Here is a 20565-nt window from a genome sequence, read left to right as displayed (position 1 = left end):
AAGTCCAGTTGAGTAATATAAATACCAAGTGACAATTAATGCGGTATGTCAGCATGACTATTCAGGTAAGCGGAATCAATAAATCCTACGGTGAGACACAAGTGCTTCACGATGTCAGCTTTAAGTGTGAAAGCGGGGAAACACTGGTGTTACTTGGTCCAAGTGGCGCAGGTAAGAGCTCTCTACTGCGTGTTCTTAACCTTCTTGAAGGGGCGGATAACGGCAAGCTAAACATCGCAAATGATGTTTTTGATTTCTCTACTGAAATCAAAGAGAAACAAGGTTTAGCACTTCGTCGTAAAGTAGGCATGGTGTTCCAGCAGTACAACTTATGGCCGCACATGACAGTGATGGAGAACCTGATTGAGGCTCCGGTAAAAGTATCTGGCATGGATAAAGAAGAAGCGAAGAACCAAGCAATGCAAATTCTCGCAACGCTGCATTTGGCAGACAAAGCGGATGCATGGCCGATGCAGCTTTCTGGTGGTCAGCAACAACGTGTGGCGATTGCTCGTGCATTGATGATGAAACCGGAAGTCTTGCTTTTTGATGAACCGACCGCAGCGCTTGATCCGGAAATTACTAACCAAATCGTTAAGATTATTAAAGATTTAAGCGAAACTGGCATCACCCAAGTCGTAGTAACGCATGAGGTCGATTTTGCTAAGAAAATCGCTAGCCACGTACTGTATCTAGAAAAAGGACACATCGTCGAGCACGGCACAAATGATTCGTTTTCTAATCCGCAAACCGCCCAGTTTGCTGACTACCTAAATCACTAAATTACGTTTTTAAAGTTCAGTCTATTTAACAGATAAGCTCGGCTGTCATTGCGAGTGTCAGCCCACTAAGTACACACGGAGTATTGCAATGAAAAAGATTCTACTAGCTTCACTAATCGGCCTTTCTTCTGCAACTATGGCAGCAAACGCAGCAGCACAAGAAGAGATCAAATTCGCGATGGAAGCGACTTACGCACCGTTCGAATACATGGATGAAAACAACCAAATTCAAGGTTTTGATGTGGATCTGGCGAATGCATTATGTAAAGAAATGGAAGCAAAATGTACCTTCCACAACCAATCTTTTGACAGCCTGATCCCTGCATTAAAATTCAAGCGTTACGATGCGGCTATCTCTGCCATGGATATTACTGACGCGCGTTTGGAGCAAGTGAATTTTTCTGACCCTTACTACGACAACTCAGCAGCGTTTGTTTCTATCAAAGAAAAAGTGGCTGATCAAAAAGCACTAGAAGGTAAGCGTGTTGGTGTTCAAAACGGTTCAACACACCAAAGTTACCTAATTGAGCAAATGCCAGGTGTAACAGCGGTTCCTTACTCAAGCTACCAAGACGCATTCATCGATATGAAGAATGGCCGTATTGATTCTGTATTCGGTGACACAGCAGTCGTAGCAGAATGGTTCAAGAAAGAAGATAACCTAGCGTACGTTGGTGAGCACGTTACTAACCCTAAATACTTCGGTAACGGTTTCGGTATCGCAGTAAACAAAGGTAACGACGAGCTAGTGAACAAGCTGAACACGGCACTGAAAACAGTGAAAGCGAACGGCGAATACGACGTAATCTACAACAAGTACTTCGGTAAGTAATATGGCACTAACGGGTTACTCTTTATCGCTTGTTCAAGCTAGTTGGATGACTGTCCAGCTGGCCTTCACAAGCCTTTTAGTCGGTTTGATTCTGGCAGTGGTATTCGCCAGTGGTGAAATGTCTCGCCGCGTTTTCGTTAAATGGCCAATGACGGCGTTTGTGACGATTGTACGTGGTTTGCCAGAAATCCTTGTCGTGTTGTTTATCTATTTTGGTTCGACGCAGGTTCTGTTTTTAATCACCGGCGACTTTATTGAAGTTAGCCCGTTCTTGTCTGGCGTGGTGGCGTTGTCATTGATCTTCGCTTCTTATGCTTCTCAAACTCTACGTGGCGCATTAAAAGCCGTTGGAAGAGGGCAGAGAGAAGCAGCAAGTGCACTCGGCATCAGTCAAGCACACGCTTTCGTTCGCATTGTTTTGCCACAAGCAGTAAGACACGCGCTACCAGGCTTAACGAACCAATGGTTGGTTTTGCTGAAAGATACCGCGCTTGTATCACTGATTGGTGTAACGGATTTGTTGAAGCAAGCGCAGCTAACATCTGCAGCGACGCATGAAGCGTTTACTTGGTACGCAACCGCTGCGGCGATTTACCTAGGCATTACTTTGATTACACAACGTGCCGTCAAACTGATTGATAAGAAGTTCTCAATTCAAGGCATGAGCATGGGACAGGAGGCAACTGCATGAACGAACAACACGTTTGGCAAATGCTGGATGGCTTAGGCACTAGCCTTCAATTGACCGCCGCTTCCTTGGTTGTCGGCTGTCTCTTAGCTCTGATGATGACGCTGACTCTGATCCTACGTACTCCGGGTTTGCATTGGGTAAGTCGTGGCATCATCACCTTGTTCACAGGTACGCCTTTGTTGGTACAGATCTTCTTGGTGTACTACGGTCCGGGCCAGTTTGATGCTGTAAGAGAAAGTGTATTCTGGACATGGTTAAGCCAACCTTGGTTCTGTGCGATGTTAGCGCTAGCACTCAATACCGCGGCATACAGCACTCAGTTGTTCAAAGGAGCGTTTAACGCGATTCCTTCCGGTCAATGGCAAGCGTGTCGTGCATTAGGCATGAACAAAACCGCGACACTGAAGGTGCTGCTGCCATACGCCATTCGCCGCGCTGTTCCGGCTTACTCGAACGAAGTGATTTTGGTCTTCAAAGGCACCTCACTAGCAAGCACGATTACGATCATGGATCTGATGGGTTACGCGCAGCGCATTAATGCACAAACTTACGATACGTTGACGGTATTTGGTATTGCGGGCGCATTTTATTTAACGGTAAATGGTGTGCTAACTCTCATTTTCCGTCAAGTAGAGAAGAAAGCATTGGCGTTCGAAGCCGCATAAACCTTCAATCAACACTCAATTTAGTTCCACAGTGCCTCTGCAACTGACTCTCTTGCAGGGGCATTTTTTATATTCGTCATGGAAAATTCCTCAAGTTCCACCAAACTTAATTCAACGCAATTGCATTGGTGGCATCATGGAAAGAAGACACTTTTTAGCGCTGTGGACATTGTTGTTCGCACCCTCTCTAAAAGCGAAAACACCAATGCGGCCGACGCCAGCACAAACAGAAGGGCCATTTTATCCAGTGGTGGACATTCCTCTTCGTCAAAACTTGATTCTGCAATCGGAGGGCTTGCTTGGTGAGCCTATTGTGCTGCAAGGCAAAGTCGTAGATACAACAGGAAACCCCGTTTCAGGCATCAAGGTAGAAATCTGGCAATGTGATGGGCAGGGGATTTACGATCATCCTAAGCAGCCAAGTAATGATAAGTTTGATGCTCATTTTGCAGGCTTTGGCGCGGCAGAAACCCAATCGGATGGTCGCTACTTATTCCAGACTTTGTATCCAGTGCCTTATGCCACTCGTCCGCCGCACATTCACGTTAAGTTGTGGCGGGATAACCAAGAGCTCCTGACCACTCAGTTGTACTTAAAAGGCAATACTGGTGACGAATGGTGGGGTGGTAAAGCCCGTGATTATCTACAGTTTGAAACCATACGAATCGACGGGCGATTAACGGGCGAATTCAACTTTGTGATTGGTTAGCGAGTTTAGTTAAGCCATTAACTCAACCAATTGCGCCAAGCATTCTTTATCCAGTATCGGATGAGGCTCGACGCCCGTGACCAAAACGATATCCACGGAAGGTAGCGATGGCATATCGTCTAAGATCTTAAGATCCTCGCTAACGCTAATACTGCCCATCGCACCGATAGCCATGCCTGAACGTACAATCGCTCGTTGTGCAGAGGCCGTATTGCAACATGCCAGTAGTTGATAAGGAGTACCACGTTTGGTTAATCCGTCTACTGCTGCCGCATGGTATTTGCAGTCGGTTTGGAATAGGGCGAGAGGGAGAGGTTGGGCTTGCTCGATGTCAAAATCAGGATGAGCAATCCACACGCCTTTGTCGCTTGCTAGCCAGTAACCTTCCTCACTGTCCGGTGCTCTTGTCACAATAGCGGCGTCTAGCTTTCCTTCATCAAGTTTTTCTCTCAAGGTGATGCTCGGCTCACTAAAGACTTGAATCGAACATGTGGGCTCAGATTGCTGTAATACGCGGATGACTTTAGGCAGGATATTATCGTTGTAATCCTCGGGGCAACCCAAGCGAAGAGGGCGCTTATTTTCATAGCGTTTCACTTGTTTCAGTGCTTGATTGTGCAAGCTGACCAATTGTTCGGCGTGAGAGCGCAGTGCCAGCCCTGCTTCACTCAATACTAGGTTGCGACCTTCTTTTTCAAACAAGCTGACGCTGAGTTCGTCTTCCAGCTTACGCATTTGTGCACTGAACGCTGATTGGGTGCGATTGATCTGCTTGGCTGCTCGAGTGAAACTGCCCGTTTCTACAAAAGCAAGAAAGCTGCGTAACGCATCGATATCCATATCTAAAACTCATCCATCGTTTTTGTTGAAGTGTTCCATCAAAACTATCCGTTAGTCCCCTTAAATACAATCAGATATTGTGAATGGGTACTCAAAACACGAACCGCATGGAGGCGTCATGAAACTGTTTATTGCTAACCAAAACTACTCAAGCTGGTCACTGCGCGCATGGGTGATCTTTTCTCAATTCAAATTGGATGTGGAAGTCACTAAGCTGACGTTATTTACGGAGGATTTTTACAAGACCTTGGAAGGTATTACACCAACGGCTAAAGTACCGACCTTGGTGGATGGCGATGCAACCGTGTGGGATTCATTAGCGATTTTGGAATACGTAAACGAGCAATACCTGCAAGGTAAAGCATGGCCAAGCAACTCCGCAGAACGGGCTAAAGCACGCGCCATCGCTTCAGAAATGCACTCGGGTTTCTTTGATTTAAGAAACGAACTCCCAATGAATATCCGCGCGCGCAGAAAAGTCGATTTAACTGAAGGTGCACGTAAAGATATTGCACGTATTGACGCTATTTGGGCAGAACAAGCCAATCTGTATCCAGACGGCTGGTTATTTGGAGAATGGTCGATTGCAGATGCCATGTATGCACCTGTGGCATTGCGTTTCCAAACTTACGGTATCGAGCTATCGGAAGGTGCCAAAGCTTACCAACAGAAGGTGCTAGCAAGTGAATCTCTAAAGCAATGGTTGGAAGAGGCGAGCCAAGAAACGGATATCGTAGAAGAAGATGAAGCAGGGGTAGAAGTATAAGCGCATCTTGCGATCGCCTGTAGCAAGGGAAAGCATGACAAAGCACGCTTTCCTCTTCTAGGATGGTTGTCGTTTCCGGCGCGTTTAAGCTAGGTGTTCAACAATCGCTCTGCCTACGCCGTGTGCGCTCGTTGGGTTTTGACCTGTGATGACACGATCATCCACAATTACAAACTCTTGCCATGGTTGCACTTTAGAGTAGCGCGCTGCGCTGCGTGCAAGAGATTCTTCCAATAGGAATGGGATATCGTTGATGGTGCCGAAGTCGATCTCTTCTTCGCGAGTGAAACCTGTTACTGATTTAGACGCAAGCAGCTTTTCGCCATTGCTAAGCGTGATAGGGAGAAGAGCGCCTGGACCATGACAAACTGCTGCCACAATACCGCCATCTTCATAGTGTTTTGCAGAAATCTTGGCAAAGTCTTCGTTGCTCGCTAGGTCTGAAAGAAGACCAAAGCCACCCGGATAGAAGATCGCATCGTAGTTGTCACCGTTGATTTGTGATACTGGAATCGTGTTGTTGATGCGGTTCTGGAAATCATCATCCGCTAAGATTTTCTCGTTGACTGCGTCGCCTTCGATGTCGGTTCCGTACAGTGGTGCTTGCCCGCCTTTGATAGAGGCAATGTCGTAATCGAAGCCTGCACCTAGTAGCTCGCTAAGCGCATGAGTGAGCTCTGGCGCGTAAGTTCCGTTTGCTTGGTCAGTTTCACCAAGGGTCGCATGGTTCGTCACAATGATGAGTACTTTTTTCATGATGGTTTCCTTTTTGGCTTACGTATATTTGTTGAACACCTTCATACTAATTGCTAAACAAATAAGTGATAATATGATTAATTGGCAAAACATTATTGCTATATAGCAAAGGTAAGTATGGACAGTTTTGAAGGCATCAATGAGTTTGTTACGGTTGCTGAGAGCTTAGGGTTTTCTGCAGCGGCAAAACAGTTAGGTTGCAGTACCAGTCACGTCAGTCGCCAAGTCACAAGACTAGAAGAGCGATTAGGTGTCGCTTTGTTAGCACGTTCGACAAGAATGGTGAGTCTAACGGAAGCGGGGCAAGCGTATTATCAACAGTGTAAAGAGTTGGTGATTGGGCTTCAGCAAGCCAATGAGCAACTCACCACGCAGCAAACTCAATTGAGTGGTACGTTACGTGTGAGTGCCGCTGGTGCGTTTTCTGAGAACCATGTAGCGCCTGCCTTGATGGCGTTTGCCAAGCAACATCCTAATCTCACGGTTGAAATTAACTTCAACACCAGCATGGTCAACTTTATTGAAGATGGTTTCGATTTTGCCATTCGTTACGGCAGGTTGAGTGATTCAGGCTTGGTTGCGAGAAAGCTGGTGGATCGTCCCATGGCAGCGGCAGCCAGTCAGCGTTATCTCGATGAACATGGTTTGCCAACGCACCCAGAGCAACTCAAGCGTCATAGCTGCATTATTGCCAATAAGGACGTTTGGTTGTTTGAAAAAGACGGCAAGCCTTTAGATGGCGTAAAAGTGCAGGGCAGATGGAAGAGCAATAACGCACACACGGTCTTGCAAGCCTGTGCAGAAGGATTAGGTGTGGCGTACTTACCGAAGAGTAGTTTCAACGATGCTATTTCGTCTGGTCGTTTGGTGCCAATACTAGAGCCGTATTGGGGAAGCGGCAACAGCAGCTGGATTGTTTATCAGAATCGTCACTTTCTACCACTACGAGCGCGATTGGCTATCGACTTCTTGCTTGATCATTTTGTCGATTGGCAGGAGTAATGAGGCTCTGCCAATCGGTTTGTTTATCCATTTGTTAGATCGTCAACATACTAACGTATCTACATGTTTTGATAGCTTGGTCCGCCGCCACCTTCTGGTGCTTTCCACGTGATGTTTTGCGAAGGATCTTTGATGTCACAGGTTTTGCAATGAACGCAGTTGGCGGCATTTATCTGAAACTTCAACTTATTGTCCACTTCCACCACTTCGTAAACCCCAGCGGGGCAATAGCGCTGACTCGGTTCGTCATACATACCTAAATTCACATCAATTGGAATGTGAGGGTAAGTCAGAACAAGGTGACAAGGTTGATTCTCTTCGTGCTGTGTTCCCGACAAAAATACCGACGAAGGCTTATCAAAACTGATTTCACCATCTGGTTTTGGGTATGCAATTGGGTGGCACTCTTGTTTAGGTTTTAACTGCTCATGATCGTGCGAATAGTCCTTGATAGACCAAGGTAACGGCTTCTTAACCAGTGGTTGCCACAGGTTGTGTTCAAAAGTCGAAAGAGCACCGCCCAGTATGCTGCCAAACTTATGAATGTTCGCACCAAAGTTACGCGTTTCAGCGAGTTCGTCATACAACCATGATGGTTCAAACAACGACTGGTAGTCTGGCTCAGAAGCTCCAGTTTGTCGGGCCGTATGTACCGCTTCTGCTGCAATGATTCCGGATTTCATTGCTGTGTGGCTGCCTTTAATTTTAGCAACGTTCAAAGTCCCCGCATCACAACCAATCAATAAACCGCCAGGGAATTGCTGTCTCGGCAGAGAGGAAAGTCCACCTTTCGCAATGGCTCTTGCGCCGTAAGCGATGCGCTGAGCACCTTTCAAATGTGGTTCAATAGCAGGATGGTGCTTAAAGCGTTGAAATTCGTCAAACGGACTCAAGTAAGGATTGCTGTAATTCAAGTCGACAATAAGCCCGACGGCGATTTGGTTGTTCTCCATGTGATAGAGAAAACCGCCGCCTGTGGTATTTGTTTCACTCAAGGGCCAGCCAGCGGAGTGGATAACACTGCCAGATACATCCTTACTGTCAGTGGGTAACTCCCATATCTCTTTTAGGCCAAGCGCGTAGTGCTGTGGTTGCTTTCCTGCGTCTAGGTCGAACCTTTGAATAAGTTCTTTACCCAGATGTCCGCGACAACCTTCAGCAAAAAGGGTGTATTTTGCCCTTAGCTCGATACCTGGTTCAAAGTTAGGTTTGGCCTGGCCGTTCTTATCTAGTCCCATATCGCTCGTGTTAATGCCTGTCACGGCGCCAGTCTGATCATAATTGATGCTTGCAGCGGCAAAGCCCGGAAAAACTTCCACCCCAAGATTTTCTGCTTGGTTAGCGAGCCAACGGCAAAGGTTGGCAAGGCTAATTACGTAATTATTCTCGCCATTTATCATTGGACGCGGTGTAAGGATGTGAGGAACTCGAATATGGTTTTGTTCAGTAGTAAGATAAAGGAAATTATCTCGTTGAACCGAGGCTGCTAGCGGGGCCTCCATTTCTTTCCAGTCGGGGAAAAGCTCATCTAAGGCACTAGTTTCAAAAACAGCGCCAGATAAAATATGTGCGCCCACTTCTGAGCCTTTTTCTACAACGCAAATTGAAAGTGCGTCACCTTCACTGTCTTGGTTGAGTTGAGCTAGCCGACAAGCGGCGCTTAAGCCTGCGGGTCCGGCCCCCACGATCACGACATCAAACTCCATGCATTCTCGTTCCATCTTTATGCTTCCTTTCTATTATCGTCATCTGCGTGACAGGTTTTGGTTTCTATACAGAAAACTATAGCTCAGTTGACGTTAACGTGAAGTGGACTAAGCTCAAGTAATGGATCTGACGTGTTATATGAGGCATGACCATGGAAGACCGACCATTAGCAACACTTGTGCTCGCAGAGCATGACAACCAATCGTTGGCTGTAGGGACGCTGTGTGCAATTAAAGCGGCATTTGAGATTAAGGATGATGATAAATCGCTTCCTGTTTCTGTGTTGCTTATTGGTTATCAGTGCCAATCAGTTTTGGATGAGTTGAATTGTGTTCAAGGTGTTGCAGAAATTATCTGGGTTGATGCGAAGGGATATGAACATGGATTAGCGGAAAATATCGCACCTTTGATCTCACAAGTAGCCAAAAACTACTCACACATTCTTTCTCCTGCCAGTACATTTGGTAAGAATGTGATGCCTCGTGTGGCGGCGTTGCTTAATGTTGGTCAACTTTCTGACGTGATGACAATCGAGTCTATCGATACGGTGATTCGTCCAATTTATGCTGGAAATGCATTGGCGAGAGTCACGTCGAATGATCCCTATAAAGTGATGACCATAAGAAGTACGGCTTTTGATGCCGCAGAGCTATCTGACACGCCAGTTGTCCCTAAGCTTACTCAAGTCGACACGGTGATTATCAATAAACTTAGTGAGTTTGTTTCGCAACAAACGCCAGAAAGTGAGCGACCAGAATTGCCAGCGGCTAGAGTAGTAGTGTCGGGTGGTCGTGCATTCGGGAGTAAAGAGAAGTTTGTTTTAGTAGAACAATTGGCTGACAAGCTAGGTGGAGCGGTAGGGGCGTCACGAGCGGCGGTCGATGCGGGCTATGTGTCTAATGACCATCAAGTTGGGCAAACCGGCAAAATTGTTGCACCGGAGTTATACATTGCCGTCGGAATTTCTGGCGCGATCCAGCATTTGGCGGGAATGAAAGATTCCAAGGTGATTGTTGCAATTAATAGCGACCCTGATGCGCCTATTTTTGACATTGCAGATTATGGATTGGTCGACGATTTGTTTGTGGTAATGCCTGAGCTGTTAGAGAAGCTGTAGATATAGTCTTGCTTCCTAAAACAAAAGGCTTCCGGACTGGAAGCCTTTATCATTTGATTTTTATAAGTTACTTTTCGCTCGGACGTTGCAGGTGCTCTGCAAGTACTTTTGTAAACCTTGCAGCTTCACCACCAGTACAAGCGCGATGATCAAACGTTACGGATAGCGGCATTGCTTTCACCGAAATTGCTTGACCATTTCTTATCACAACTCGGTCGAGTATTCGGCCCGCGCCGACAATAGCGACTTGTGGCGGTGTGACGACAGGTGTCGCGTAAATACCGGCAATCGCGCCGAAGTTGGAAAGCGTAATCGTCGCGTGTTGCAATTGCTCACGACCGATTTTTCTCTCTCTGATCCCTTCAACGGTTTGATCGAGCCAACGACGAACATCTTGTGGCTCGTATTCATCTGCGTGGCGCAAGACTGGCACGTACAATCCATGACGGCTATCTACTGCAATTCCTACATTGACCGTTGTGTGTACACAGCGTGTCATGGTTTCGGCATCAAACCAAGCGTTTAAAGCGGGCTCTTCTTGACACGCATGAACAATCGCTTGAACAAGGCGGATACTGATATCTTCGTTTGGCAGCCAATCTTCCAACAATGCTTCTTCCGTAATGGTTACGGCAGCAACATGTTCGTGCGATTCGGTCATAGACGATACCATGGTACGTCGAGCGCCTTTCAAAACTTCGGTGCCTGGACGCTGTTTTCCGGCTTCGTCGTAAATATCGGCATCTACGATAAGTCCGTTCGGGCCACTACCTGACACAAGGTTAAGATCTACCCCAAGTTTTTGTGCCAACAAGCGAGCCGAAGGCAGGGCGGTAACGAGGTTACTTTCTGTCGTGTTGTGGTTGCCACCAATCCAGAAATCATCAACGTTAACATGATGCGCTTGGTGAGAAACGCTACCGACGACGGTTGCGGCGTCAGCAGTGGCTTTTTTCTCTGCCGTTACTTCTCTCCCGGCACCTGTTTCATCAATCTCTAGCAGTAATGCACCAATATTGACGATTTCACCTTCCTCACCATGACGGCTGACCACACGGCCCGAATAGGGGGCAGGGACGTCGACCGTCGCTTTTGCTGTCTCTACGGTTAAGATCACTTGATCTAATTTAACCATGTCACCGACATTAACGTGCCATTTTACAATTTCTGATTCAGCGAGGCCTTCGCCGAGATCGGGTAAGTTAAACGTCTTCATTTCCAATCCTCCACGAGTTCGCGCGCTGCGGTCACAATGTCTTCTTTCTGAACCATGAAATAATCTTCGTTACGGTAATAAGGCATAATGGTGTCCATTCCAGTTACTCGTTTAGGTGGGGCTTTAAGTAAGCACATGGCGTGTTCAGCGGTTCGAGCTAATAGCTCAGATCCCACACCACAAGTTTTACTCGCTTCATGAACAACGAGTAAACGTCCAGTTTTTTCTAGTGAGCTGAAAATCGTCGCGGTATCAATTGGCTTAATACTCGCCAAATCAATCACCTCGACTTCAATTCCCTGACTAGACAAGGTTTGCGCGGCCTGAAGTGACTCTACGACGCATGCGCCCCAAGTAACGAGCGTGATATCTCGCCCCTTGCGTAAGGTGAAGCAGGTGTCGAGTGGGAGTGCTTCGCCGTTATCAACGACTTCAGATTTAACGGTGCGATATATGCGCTTCGGTTCGAAGAACATGACGGGATCATTGCTTCTAATTGCAGCGAGAAGTAAGCCGTATGCGCGTTGTGGAGAAGAAGGAATCACCACTTTAAATCCAGCAGTGTGAGCAAATAACGCTTCCACGCTTTCTGAGTGGTGTTCCGGAGCGTGGATACCGCCGCCAAATGGCGCACGGAAAACCGCGGGACAAGTGAGCCGACCGCGAGTTCTGTTACGCATTCGAGCCGCGTGGCACATTAAGTGCTCCATCGCAGGAAAAACGAAACCTTGAAACTGAAATTCGGCGACAGGTCGTAATCCTTGCGTTGCCATACCGACCGCAACCCCGCCGATTAAGGCTTCAGCGAGTGGCGTATCGATGACTCGTTTAAGACCAAACTCTTGCTTGAGTCCGACAGTGGCACGAAATACACCACCATTATCGCCCACGTCTTCACCTAATACGACAACATTGGGGTCTTGTTGCATTTCGTGGTGCAGGGCAAGGTTTACTGCTTCAACCAACGTTAGCTCAGCCATGTCTGCCTCCCTGCATTCTCATTGCCTTGTTGATGAGTTCATCTCTTTGTGCATGAAGCTCTTGAGGTAGCGATTCATACAAATAATCGAAACCGGTTTCTGGTGCTTGTGGCGGTAAGCTCAGATAGCGTTCAACAGCTAACTCTACTTGCTCTTTACAGTAATCTAGCCATTGCTGTTCTTGTTCGTCGCTCCAAGCGCCTTGATTAAGGAGGTACGTTTTAAGACGTGCGATAGGTTCGTATTGCCATGCAGTTTGAACATCATCTTCTTTACGATAACGAGTCGCATCATCGGCCGTAGTGTGGTCACTCAGTCGGTAACTCACCGCTTCGATGAGTGTTGCGCCTTTCCCTTTTCTTGCTCTCTCAAGGGCGGTTTTAGTTGCATCATAAACGGCGACGACATCGTTACCATCGACAGTAATACCCGGTATACCTGCACCTTGCGCTTTTTCTGATAAGAAATCGGCGGCACATTGGAGACTACGCGGCACTGAAATTGCCCACTGGTTATTGTTTACGACGAAAACAAGTGGAATATTCCAAGTACCTGCGCAGTTTATTGACTCAAGAAAGTCCCCTTTGGATGTACCACCATCGCCACACATGACTAGCGCAGCTTCATGGTTACCTTGAATTTTTAGCGCGGAAGCCACCCCGACAGCATGCGTACATTGCGTCGCTATGGGTACACAGTAGGGAAGGTCTCGGCTAGGAACCGGACTGCCTTCAGGAGCAAAATCACTCCCGCGCTCATCGCCACCCCAGTATTGAAGGTTCTTTTCCATGCCAATGCCACGACACCACATCGCAGGCATATCGCGGTAGTAAGGGACAAACACATCATCGGCTTTAAGTGCTCTGCCGACCGCAATGCCTATGGCTTCCGCGCCTAAGTGTGAGGGATAGGTCCCTAGCTTACCGGTGCGTTGCAAGGCAACTGCTTTGTTGTCGTAAGTGCGAGTTAATACCATGTCTCGGTAAAACCCGACCAATGTTTCAGTGTCAGCCCAGTTGGGTAGTTGGCCGACGAGGTCCCCACGATGGTCGATAAACCGATGCATGGGTAATGCCTGAACGTTCATCTCAAGCTCCTTTTGACGCTGCGGGTCTTTTGGACTGCAGCTGTTCATACAAAACCAGAGTTTGTATGGGTACTCAAACTCTGATATCAGCGCAAAGGCCATACCTAAGGTTGCGTGTGCTTTCGATAGCGGTAGGCATCTGTTCGTCCCTTAAACTATTTGTCGATAACATCGCTGCGATTATTTCACCGCAAGATACAGAGAAAGGCTTTTCTGTATCTAACCCTCTAACTAAATCGTGGTATAGCCAGATACAATAAGTGTAAACAAATTGTTAAATTATGCTTCATTTTGACTTTCGCTCAGTAGTAAAGTTTTGCTTACACCCTGATTTTGCAGAGTAATATGCTGCTATTTTGCTGGTGGTATTTTTAAACTCGAATTTAATTACTGGTTAATGAAACATATTTGCAACAAAATTTGGCTGTAAAATTTGACAAAGTGAGTCATTATTAATGAATCAACTCAAACAGTTGCTATATGATGAATTGCAAATTTTTGTTGTGCTCGAAGCCTCGACCTTATGAGAATGCATAACTTCTTCCCAACTGAGTGGAATCAAGGTAGGGTGACGGCATTACAAATGTATACCCTCGGCAGTCCTTGAGCTTATCCAAAGTAGGTAGTGCTCAAGTGGAAGTGATTATGGAGAAGTTATGTACCACGCTCATGTTTATTTTCCCCTAAGAGAACAAGATAAAGCGCAAGCCTTGAACGAGATCATCCGTCAAGAGCGTCAAGATGTGCTGCGTGTGTTTCCATTAGTTGGAAGGTTAGTTGGCCCACACAAGATGCCGATGTTTGAAATTCACCTAGAATCCTTGAGTGAAGAGTTCTTGGCGTGGCTTGATACGATTCGAGGCGATTTTTCTGTGCTTATTCACCCAGTAAGCGAAGAAGAGTTGCTCGATCACACAGAACGCGCGATTTGGTTGGGCAGAGAGATTGGTGTATTTGAAGAAAAGTTAGAGAAATAGTTGCCTTCTCGCCCATGCATGACCGCTTTGAATCCTTCTCTTCTCATTGCGGTCGCAGCTTCTGCTTAACGCCTCATCTTCATTGATGGGTGCGGAATCCCTATCTTACGCTTTGCTGTAGCTATTTTTGTGCTAAACCTAAAAGTAGGCTTTCGAACTTCACGCACAAAGCGTGAAAATATCGCTGTTTAGCATGCCATTAAATGAATTTTGGTGGTAATAAAATATTAAGTCTTTGATAAATCAAATAGGTATAGCAGGGAAGTGCAGTTTACGACCCCAACGCCATTGGCAGTGGCGCCGATAATTTCTGAGGGGGAAGGGTATGTTTTCGATACTCTTGGTTATACTTGCACTCTATATATTTTGGCTGTTGTTTCGCAACGAGCCTGCGTTTGCCGGGCGTACCGCTCAAAAAAAACGTGACTGGGTTGGGCCTACCGCCAACAAAGAAGAATGGCGAGGGTTTTGTACAGACGTATTTCAGCCGTTCAGTTCTCAAACGACTTTCTACGCCATTGCTTATTTTGCCAATTACGTAGCAGCAGCGAACGCAATATCTTGGTCAACGATATACGAAGGCGATTATCCGATCATCATAAGCCGATTTGGTAGCTACTTCATTTTAAGTACGCATGATGCACTGGTCGTAGCTGGGTTTATTGCGCTTGCTTTCTTTATCATTAATTGGCAACTTGCCATGCGCTGCTCCGGTATTCTTAGCCAGTATCTAGTGCGGATTCTTATTATTAATCAAAAGCGCTTTGTCGCGATTAGCTTGGTGTTTTGCAGCTACTTTTCGTACCTACTGACGCTTGGTATATTCTGGCTGTTCCATGATGGGTATTCAATCTGGCATGGATTAATGCTTAGCCCTGTGTTCCTGCTGTTAGCTTTATTGGTAGCTGTTGTTGTTCCATCTGCAAAAAGAGAAAATAGTGTACCTAAGTAATCCCGAGATGGTTTGTTCAGCGGGAATAGTTTGGCTTGTAGACTAGGTAGTGATGTAAAGGACTAGCGAGTCTAAATCACGAAGTGGCAACAAAGTATACGAGCCGAGATCTTTACTTCATCAGGTATTTTTGGGGCGTTTACTTAAGCAAGGTAGGCTGCACTTTTAACTCGATCAGATTATCACGTTCTGGTTTAGCCTTATCGAATGACAAAATAAAGCTGCAATTCGATAACCCTAGACAAGATGATATGTCTTCGTAAAAGGGTGAAGTGTTCGTACTGGGAACTTAGAATTAAAAAACGCGGCCAAAGAATAGCCGCGTTTATTAGAATAAGAGATTTAACTTTCTGTCACAGGTTCAGAGACTTGTTCAGCGCTTGAATCCACAGCTTTTACAAGTAGTAGACCAACACCTCCGACGATGGCACCACATAGAATAAACACTAAGCGCCCCCATACTGGGTTAGGTAGCAGAGCCATAAACATGACACCTATACCTGCGACCGCGATAAGTTTACCCAGCATTTGACGTTGCTTGTTATCGAGTTTTCTCTGTGCCACTGATTCCGCTACAAGAGGCGTTGATAGGTTTTCAAAGAACTTATCGACATCTGCTTGGCGTTTGTCAGTTAGAGGCTTGTAGAATAGAGTCGACAACATGAAGAAGCCACCAGTTAGCGTCATGTGTCCGATTAGACCTATTGCTACTTTCACATCAGACCATTCTCGGCTAGTCAACTCCTCAAGGCCAAACGCCGATGACACCATATCAGCTGTGATAACAAACCCAACAAGGTAGGAAACGATGCCACCCACGACTAGAGTTCCCCAACCGGCCCAGTCTGGAGTTTTCTTGATAAAGAAGCCTAAAAACGCTGGAATTGTCATTGGGAACCCGATGAGCGCACCAACGTACATCATAGTGTCGAATAGACTCAGACCTTTTAGAGAGTTTATAAACTGCGCGATTAGAATAATTGCAACGCCAAATACCGCCGATGTTGCTTTAGAAACTGCGACTAGCTCTTTCTCTGATGCTTGGCCTTTACGAACGATCGGTTCATAAAAGTTCTTTACGAAAATACCTGAATTGCGGTTAAGACCAGAGTCCATAGAGGACATCGTAGCAGCAAACATTGCAGCGACCAGAAGTCCAACCATACCTGCTGGCATGTACTCTTGAACGAAGTATAGGTACGCGAAGTCGCCTGCTTTGTTACCAGCATCTGGATAAGCTGCCGCTAAATCAACACCTTGGCCTGCAATATACCAAGAAGGGATGAACCAAATGAAAACTCCACCCAACATCAATACACATGCTAGCAAAGCTGCTTTTTTTGCATTTTTAGAGTCTTTTGCAGCTAGGTAACGGTAAGAGTTCAACATATTGTTTGTAATAGAGAACTGCTTAACGAAGATAAAGAACGCCCAAATACTAAAGATGCTTAAGTAGTTCAGGTTGTTACCTGCAACAAAGCCGCCACTTTCTGCGACTGGGAAGTTAGAGATAATTTCAGTAACTCCACCACCTTGAACAATAGCAACGGCTGCACATGTGATCGTTACCGCCATGATGATGACCATTTGCATGAAATCGGAGGCGATAACCGCCCAAGAGCCGCCAGTTACCGACATCGCAAGTACAACTAAACCGGTAATCCAGATGGTTGCTGTCATATCAAAACCAAAAATACCTGAAGCTATAATAGCAAGGGCGTTAAGCCATACACCTGCAGAGACAACACTGTTTGGCATCGAAGACCAAGTAAATACTTGTTCGTTTGTTGTACCAAAACGCATACGAATGGCTTCTATGACAGTTACGACGCGTAACTGACGAAATTTCGGTGCAAAGTAAGCGAAGTTCATGAAGTAACCAAACGCGTTTGCAAGGAAAATAATAGCGACAGCAAAACCATCATTGTAGGCTTTACCAGCTGCGCCAGTAAATGTCCAAGCAGAGAATTGAGTCATAAACGCCGTTGCTCCAACCATCCACCAAAGCATGTTGCCGCCACCTCGGAAGTAGTCGCTTGTAGTACTAGTAAAAGTTCTGAACATCCAACCTATTGCGATTAAGAATAGAAAATAGATGCCCACAATGAGAGTATTGAGTTCCATCTTTAGACCTTTGAAGTAGTTTATTGTCCTAAGTAATAGTAACGTTCGCCCCTCTTATTTGTAGTACAATAACTCAAAACCGTGACCAGTAAGGCGTAATAAACCCTTTAATTAATCATACAAGTGATCGGTGTCAGATATTGCTTTTCTCTGAAGCTGCTAAAAGTGTAGAGTTTAGGTATGGGTTCTATGAATATACTTATAAAGAATCTTAAGTCCTCTAATAAGAATGGATGCGGATTTATGCATATCTGGCAGAGGGATTTAACATCGATTGATGTAGGATTGTTAAAAAAAAGCCCATGCAAGCCTGTACTGCATGGGCCAAACGGTACTAGTACCGCGAGCTGTCGGCTGAAGTTCGCAACAGCGGCTTTACATGATTACTAACCACTACAGATGACGTTCGAGGGGACATCACCTGAATTCAGTTGTTTATGTAACGCTGCTAGATCTTCGACAATCATTGCGCACATGCAATGCTAAGCTCTCTAAAATGTAGTTATGATATGGAGCAACTAATCAGTTTACACTCGCTCTGATGTTGGCAAGTGACAATGGCTATTCGCTGCATTTTGCTAACGTCGCCCCATTAATGATATTGTATTATTAATTAAGGTAAATGCTGATGATACCAAATTGTGACAGAGAACATGTTTAGCAAATAGGCCTGTGATCTGGATGATTACAGGCTAAGCCGATAAAGGGGCCCGACTGTCGCTTTTGTCTGAGGTGCGATACGGGTTTGTTGAACTAATAGTAACTCTGCAGTTGCAATTGCATCTGCAAGTGCATTATGGCCGTTGTAAGCGGGTAACCCGTAACGTTCCCTTGTCGCTGCTAGAGTCACATCTGATTCATCGGAAGCATTGATAGCTCTTTGTAACCTTTTTTCTATTCGCAAGGTGTCTATCCAAATGAGCGGCAACTCTTTTATGTTGAAAACTCGCTGTAAATATTGATTAATAAAGCTAGTTTCGACTATACATCCGTGCGCAACAATAACTTTGTTTTCTGCTGCTTTAAAGAATGTCCGCATTGCTTCATGAATAGAGATTCCATCAGTCAGCATTTGTTGGGTAATATGGTTAACAACTATGGTTTCGGGCTTAATTTTTGAGTCGCTATGTACATAAAGGTGTTGGCTTGTTGCTAAGTCAATATGGCCTTGTCGAATCTCTACCCAGCCCATGGAAAGAATGACTTCTTCCTCACTGTCTAAGCCAGTTGTTTCAAGATCTAGAACGATGAACTCAGTGTCAAAAGCTCGTTGATTTACGTCCAGATTTGGCGAGCGAAGCAGCTTTTTAAGATAAAGAGGGATGTGCTTCTTTTTACAGTGCTTTTGTCTCTGACGATTTTTTCGTGTCAATGGATGAAAGTACTCAAGTAAGCGCTTCATTATCGGCTCCCAAAACGGAGTTTGGCGACTTCTTGTAGATCTGCAATGATGCGGAACGCGTCTTTTAAATGTTGACGTTCAAAACTACCGAACGTATTGGGGTCAATGTGGTTATTTGGCTCATCTCCACTTTTTAGTGCTTCTAATTGATGGGCAAATCGAAACGACAAGATGAATTGATATGCGTTTATTATATTTTTGTACGCGTCATGGCTGAGCAGTCCTTTTTCGTTAGCTGCTTTAAAACGCTCATCAGTTGCAGTGAGGTCACATTCAACTGCCAGACCATAAATCCTTGCAAGATCAATGATTAGATTAATCGCGTATTTTTTTACGTCGAGCGTTTTCTTGTTCTCTCCCGATTTTTGTAATACTAGGCTATTGAATATTCCTAACGGTGGGTTTGTTTTCACCGCATCGTTAACTAACATCGTAAGGAATTCTCTATTAGCGTTGATGTTAGAGTGAAGCTCATCGCGAAGTATCTGTTCAAAGTCTTTGTTTCCATAAACGGTTCGGATTTCTAAAAAGACACTGATATTGAGGAGGCGCTCGTATTCAGGATTTGCCACCCATTTCTTATAGTACTTTTTCCAAACAGAGAGAGGCTGGCACCATTTAGGGGTCGCTGCCATAAACTTCCCTGGACACAATGGATAGTTACATTTATTCAGGCCATTACTTACTATCATTGCTAAATGTTTGAAGTAGATACGGTCGTTATCTGTTGCCGAATCATCTAATACGATGGCGCTATCTTGATCTGACAGCATATGTACTTCTTGGCGAGCATGAGAGCCTGCCACAATCCAAGAGAAGTCACAGGGAGGTGTTCCCAACTTATCAATGGCTATTTGTATTAACCTACGAGTGTACGCATCCATAATCATGGTCATCACTTTACCAATGATTTCTGGTGAAACCCGTCCTTCGACTAATGCTTCAAAAATAGCTTGGCGCTCAGACGTAAAACTAGACAAAGCTTTGACACTGCCAGCATATTTGATCTTTTCAATTAAAAATATTGCTTGGACTCGATGGTTTTGAACCAAGTGCGTTGTTGTCAAAACGCCAACGACGTTATTGTCTCTGACTAGGGGTAAATTTCTTATGTTGTGCTGCATCATAATGGAGGCTGCGTGCAGAACTAAATCGTCAGGATGAATTGTTTTAGGATCAGGCGACATGACTTCGACGACTGGTGTTGAGATGCTTAATCCTTTGGCGATGACTCGCTTTGTCATATCTCGGTCGGTAATCAGTCCAACTATTTTTTTATCACGATAAACGACAGCGCAGGGAGAGCACTTATCGATCATCTCGTTGGCGACTGACTGAATGGATTGCTCAGCGGTTACAATTGCAACTCGACCACTAGCAACTTCCTCTACACGCCGAATAAACAACCCTTTTTCTTTGTTAGACCACACGACATCTAATGCTGACTTTAGCCGTACCTGAGCTTGTGATGCAAAATGTTCAGCACATTCAGGATGAGAAGTGCACAACTTTTTCAGCGCAGCATTTGGAATTACATAAACTAATGAATTTTCGATTGCAATTGCTTTGTATTCTTTCCCGCTTTCGACTTCGTTACCAAGAAAAGTGAAGCCAAACAAATCTTCCGGACCAAGTTTAGCTCTCAATATGCCATCAGATTTACGCTGTTCGATAGAGCCAGTTCTAATAATATAAAGTGACTTTTCGTTCTTAGAAGAACATTGATCAACAACATCCCCCTTGCTTAAATAAGTGATCTTAACAGATGAAGCAAGCTCGCGAAGTGCACCTTTAGGTACCTTGTCAAACGGATCAATCTGGCTGATAAACTGTATGATATTTGGCAGTAGCGAGTCGGTCATAACACAACATTCTCAAAATATATTTGTATTACTATATATCAAAATATTGATGGTGTGCCATAAAGAATTGGAGGAAACGAAATTAAAAAAGCACGCGA

20 protein-coding genes are annotated in these 20565 nt (G+C 45.3%); 11 read left to right on the top strand and 9 right to left on the bottom strand.

Annotation, left to right across the window (positions count from 1 at the left end; genetic code table 11):
* The first annotated feature begins 53 nt into the window (after window positions 1-53).
* The 5 genes from artP to R7044_RS15375 all read left to right on the top strand — a co-directional run bounded on the left by artP (window position 54) and on the right by R7044_RS15375 (window position 3679).
* Window positions 54-782, top strand: coding sequence for an arginine ABC transporter ATP-binding protein ArtP (gene artP, locus R7044_RS15395; RefSeq protein ID WP_318114309.1), 729 nt, complete (start codon window positions 54-56; stop codon window positions 780-782).
* A gap of 88 nt (window positions 783-870) precedes the next feature.
* On the top strand, window positions 871-1614 hold the full coding sequence (locus R7044_RS15390) for an arginine ABC transporter substrate-binding protein (protein WP_005431576.1): 744 nt from the start codon (window positions 871-873) through the stop codon (window positions 1612-1614).
* Between the two features lies 1 nt (window position 1615).
* Window positions 1616-2305, top strand: coding sequence for an arginine ABC transporter permease ArtQ (gene artQ, locus R7044_RS15385; protein ID WP_005388570.1), 690 nt, complete (start codon window positions 1616-1618; stop codon window positions 2303-2305).
* On the top strand, window positions 2302-2970 hold the full coding sequence (gene artM, locus R7044_RS15380; RefSeq protein ID WP_005388569.1) for an arginine ABC transporter permease ArtM: 669 nt from the start codon (window positions 2302-2304) through the stop codon (window positions 2968-2970). The genes artQ and artM overlap by 4 nt, the downstream gene beginning before the upstream one ends.
* 136 nt (window positions 2971-3106) lie before the next feature.
* A complete protein-coding gene (locus R7044_RS15375; protein ID WP_205391136.1) occupies window positions 3107-3679 on the top strand; it encodes a protocatechuate 3,4-dioxygenase in 573 nt (190 codons plus the stop codon).
* A 9-nt stretch (window positions 3680-3688) separates the two neighbouring features.
* On the opposite strand, the gene R7044_RS15370 is transcribed toward R7044_RS15375, so the two are convergent.
* The gene (locus tag R7044_RS15370; RefSeq protein ID WP_061008461.1) at window positions 3689-4519 is read right to left on the bottom strand and encodes a LysR family transcriptional regulator; all 831 of its coding nucleotides are present in this window, start codon (window positions 4517-4519) and stop codon (window positions 3689-3691) included.
* A gap of 118 nt (window positions 4520-4637) precedes the next feature.
* On the opposite strand from R7044_RS15370, the gene R7044_RS15365 reads away from it, so the two are divergent.
* Complete coding sequence (locus tag R7044_RS15365; protein WP_205391138.1) at window positions 4638-5285, top strand: glutathione S-transferase family protein; 648 nt, start codon at window positions 4638-4640, stop codon at window positions 5283-5285.
* A gap of 84 nt (window positions 5286-5369) precedes the next feature.
* Here R7044_RS15365 and R7044_RS15360 read toward each other — a convergent pair whose 3' ends face one another.
* The gene (locus R7044_RS15360) at window positions 5370-6041 is read right to left on the bottom strand and encodes a type 1 glutamine amidotransferase domain-containing protein (protein WP_005388562.1); all 672 of its coding nucleotides are present in this window, start codon (window positions 6039-6041) and stop codon (window positions 5370-5372) included.
* 117 nt (window positions 6042-6158) lie between these two features.
* Here R7044_RS15360 and R7044_RS15355 point away from each other — a divergent pair, with 117 nt between their 5' ends.
* Window positions 6159-7043 (top strand): LysR family transcriptional regulator, encoded by an 885-nt coding sequence (locus R7044_RS15355; protein WP_042521059.1) that lies wholly within the window; start codon window positions 6159-6161, stop codon window positions 7041-7043.
* Window positions 7044-7102: 59 nt separating this feature from the next.
* Here R7044_RS15355 and R7044_RS15350 read toward each other — a convergent pair whose 3' ends face one another.
* On the bottom strand, window positions 7103-8764 hold the full coding sequence (locus R7044_RS15350) for an electron transfer flavoprotein-ubiquinone oxidoreductase (RefSeq protein WP_054701352.1): 1662 nt from the start codon (window positions 8762-8764) through the stop codon (window positions 7103-7105).
* Window positions 8765-8901: 137 nt separating this feature from the next.
* On the opposite strand from R7044_RS15350, the gene R7044_RS15345 reads away from it, so the two are divergent.
* On the top strand, window positions 8902-9867 hold the full coding sequence (locus tag R7044_RS15345; RefSeq protein WP_017821214.1) for an electron transfer flavoprotein subunit alpha/FixB family protein: 966 nt from the start codon (window positions 8902-8904) through the stop codon (window positions 9865-9867).
* Window positions 9868-9934: 67 nt separating this feature from the next.
* On the opposite strand, the gene R7044_RS15340 is transcribed toward R7044_RS15345, so the two are convergent.
* Genes R7044_RS15340 through pdhA form a run of 3 tightly spaced genes read right to left on the bottom strand, consistent with a single transcriptional unit; the run spans window position 9935 to window position 13150 of the window.
* Window positions 9935-11083, bottom strand: coding sequence for a dihydrolipoamide acetyltransferase family protein (locus R7044_RS15340; RefSeq protein WP_005375831.1), 1149 nt, complete (start codon window positions 11081-11083; stop codon window positions 9935-9937).
* Entirely contained in the window at window positions 11080-12063 is a 984-nt protein-coding gene (locus R7044_RS15335) for an alpha-ketoacid dehydrogenase subunit beta (protein WP_042521051.1), read from the bottom strand. The genes R7044_RS15340 and R7044_RS15335 overlap by 4 nt, the downstream gene beginning before the upstream one ends.
* Complete coding sequence (gene pdhA, locus R7044_RS15330) at window positions 12056-13150, bottom strand: pyruvate dehydrogenase (acetyl-transferring) E1 component subunit alpha (RefSeq protein ID WP_025998586.1); 1095 nt, start codon at window positions 13148-13150, stop codon at window positions 12056-12058. Before pdhA ends, R7044_RS15335 begins: the two co-directional genes overlap by 8 nt.
* Window positions 13151-13215: 65 nt before the next feature.
* Here pdhA and R7044_RS15325 point away from each other — a divergent pair, with 65 nt between their 5' ends.
* From R7044_RS15325 to R7044_RS15315, 3 genes are all read left to right on the top strand, one after another.
* Window positions 13216-13410 (top strand): hypothetical protein, encoded by a 195-nt coding sequence (locus R7044_RS15325; protein WP_152560954.1) that lies wholly within the window; start codon window positions 13216-13218, stop codon window positions 13408-13410.
* A 396-nt stretch (window positions 13411-13806) separates the two neighbouring features.
* Window positions 13807-14127 carry a DOPA 4,5-dioxygenase family protein gene (locus tag R7044_RS15320; protein WP_005375836.1) on the top strand — a complete coding sequence of 107 codons (321 nt, stop codon included), beginning with the start codon at window positions 13807-13809 and terminating at the stop codon, window positions 14125-14127.
* A 325-nt stretch (window positions 14128-14452) separates the two neighbouring features.
* Window positions 14453-15079 carry a hypothetical protein gene (locus R7044_RS15315; RefSeq protein ID WP_054578994.1) on the top strand — a complete coding sequence of 209 codons (627 nt, stop codon included), beginning with the start codon at window positions 14453-14455 and terminating at the stop codon, window positions 15077-15079.
* Between the two features lie 342 nt (window positions 15080-15421).
* Here R7044_RS15315 and R7044_RS15310 read toward each other — a convergent pair whose 3' ends face one another.
* The 3 genes from R7044_RS15310 to R7044_RS15300 all read right to left on the bottom strand — a co-directional run bounded on the left by R7044_RS15310 (window position 15422) and on the right by R7044_RS15300 (window position 20467).
* Window positions 15422-17203, bottom strand: coding sequence for a sodium:solute symporter family transporter (locus R7044_RS15310; RefSeq protein ID WP_225455666.1), 1782 nt, complete (start codon window positions 17201-17203; stop codon window positions 15422-15424).
* A gap of 685 nt (window positions 17204-17888) precedes the next feature.
* The gene (locus R7044_RS15305; protein WP_005388533.1) at window positions 17889-18605 is read right to left on the bottom strand and encodes a 3'-5' exonuclease; all 717 of its coding nucleotides are present in this window, start codon (window positions 18603-18605) and stop codon (window positions 17889-17891) included.
* Window positions 18605-20467, bottom strand: coding sequence for a putative nucleotidyltransferase substrate binding domain-containing protein (locus tag R7044_RS15300; protein ID WP_132936392.1), 1863 nt, complete (start codon window positions 20465-20467; stop codon window positions 18605-18607). The genes R7044_RS15305 and R7044_RS15300 overlap by 1 nt, the downstream gene beginning before the upstream one ends.
* Between the last annotated feature and the right edge of the window lie 98 nt (window positions 20468-20565).

Source organism: Vibrio sp. 1402 (assembly GCF_033340275.1).
This window is presented reverse-complemented; position numbering and strand designations above follow the sequence as displayed.

Excerpts from the sequence above, each read along its gene's own strand:
- artP (WP_318114309.1), top strand. The coding sequence starts at position 54 with ATGACTATTCAGGTAAGCGGAATCAATAAATCCTACGGTGAGACACAA.
- R7044_RS15390 (WP_005431576.1), top strand. The coding sequence starts at position 871 with ATGAAAAAGATTCTACTAGCTTCACTAATCGGCCTTTCTTCTGCAACT.
- artQ (WP_005388570.1), top strand. The coding sequence starts at position 1,616 with ATGGCACTAACGGGTTACTCTTTATCGCTTGTTCAAGCTAGTTGGATG.
- artM (WP_005388569.1), top strand. The coding sequence starts at position 2,302 with ATGAACGAACAACACGTTTGGCAAATGCTGGATGGCTTAGGCACTAGC.
- R7044_RS15375 (WP_205391136.1), top strand. The coding sequence starts at position 3,107 with ATGGAAAGAAGACACTTTTTAGCGCTGTGGACATTGTTGTTCGCACCC.
- R7044_RS15370 (WP_061008461.1), bottom strand. The coding sequence starts at position 4,519 with ATGGATATCGATGCGTTACGCAGCTTTCTTGCTTTTGTAGAAACGGGC.
- R7044_RS15365 (WP_205391138.1), top strand. The coding sequence starts at position 4,638 with ATGAAACTGTTTATTGCTAACCAAAACTACTCAAGCTGGTCACTGCGC.
- R7044_RS15360 (WP_005388562.1), bottom strand. The coding sequence starts at position 6,041 with ATGAAAAAAGTACTCATCATTGTGACGAACCATGCGACCCTTGGTGAA.
- R7044_RS15355 (WP_042521059.1), top strand. The coding sequence starts at position 6,159 with ATGGACAGTTTTGAAGGCATCAATGAGTTTGTTACGGTTGCTGAGAGC.
- R7044_RS15350 (WP_054701352.1), bottom strand. The coding sequence starts at position 8,764 with ATGGAACGAGAATGCATGGAGTTTGATGTCGTGATCGTGGGGGCCGGA.
- R7044_RS15345 (WP_017821214.1), top strand. The coding sequence starts at position 8,902 with ATGGAAGACCGACCATTAGCAACACTTGTGCTCGCAGAGCATGACAAC.
- R7044_RS15340 (WP_005375831.1), bottom strand. The coding sequence starts at position 11,083 with ATGAAGACGTTTAACTTACCCGATCTCGGCGAAGGCCTCGCTGAATCA.
- R7044_RS15335 (WP_042521051.1), bottom strand. The coding sequence starts at position 12,063 with ATGGCTGAGCTAACGTTGGTTGAAGCAGTAAACCTTGCCCTGCACCAC.
- pdhA (WP_025998586.1), bottom strand. The coding sequence starts at position 13,150 with ATGAACGTTCAGGCATTACCCATGCATCGGTTTATCGACCATCGTGGG.
- R7044_RS15325 (WP_152560954.1), top strand. The coding sequence starts at position 13,216 with ATGGGTACTCAAACTCTGATATCAGCGCAAAGGCCATACCTAAGGTTG.
- R7044_RS15320 (WP_005375836.1), top strand. The coding sequence starts at position 13,807 with ATGTACCACGCTCATGTTTATTTTCCCCTAAGAGAACAAGATAAAGCG.
- R7044_RS15315 (WP_054578994.1), top strand. The coding sequence starts at position 14,453 with ATGTTTTCGATACTCTTGGTTATACTTGCACTCTATATATTTTGGCTG.
- R7044_RS15310 (WP_225455666.1), bottom strand. The coding sequence starts at position 17,203 with ATGGAACTCAATACTCTCATTGTGGGCATCTATTTTCTATTCTTAATC.
- R7044_RS15305 (WP_005388533.1), bottom strand. The coding sequence starts at position 18,605 with ATGAAGCGCTTACTTGAGTACTTTCATCCATTGACACGAAAAAATCGT.
- R7044_RS15300 (WP_132936392.1), bottom strand. The coding sequence starts at position 20,467 with ATGACCGACTCGCTACTGCCAAATATCATACAGTTTATCAGCCAGATT.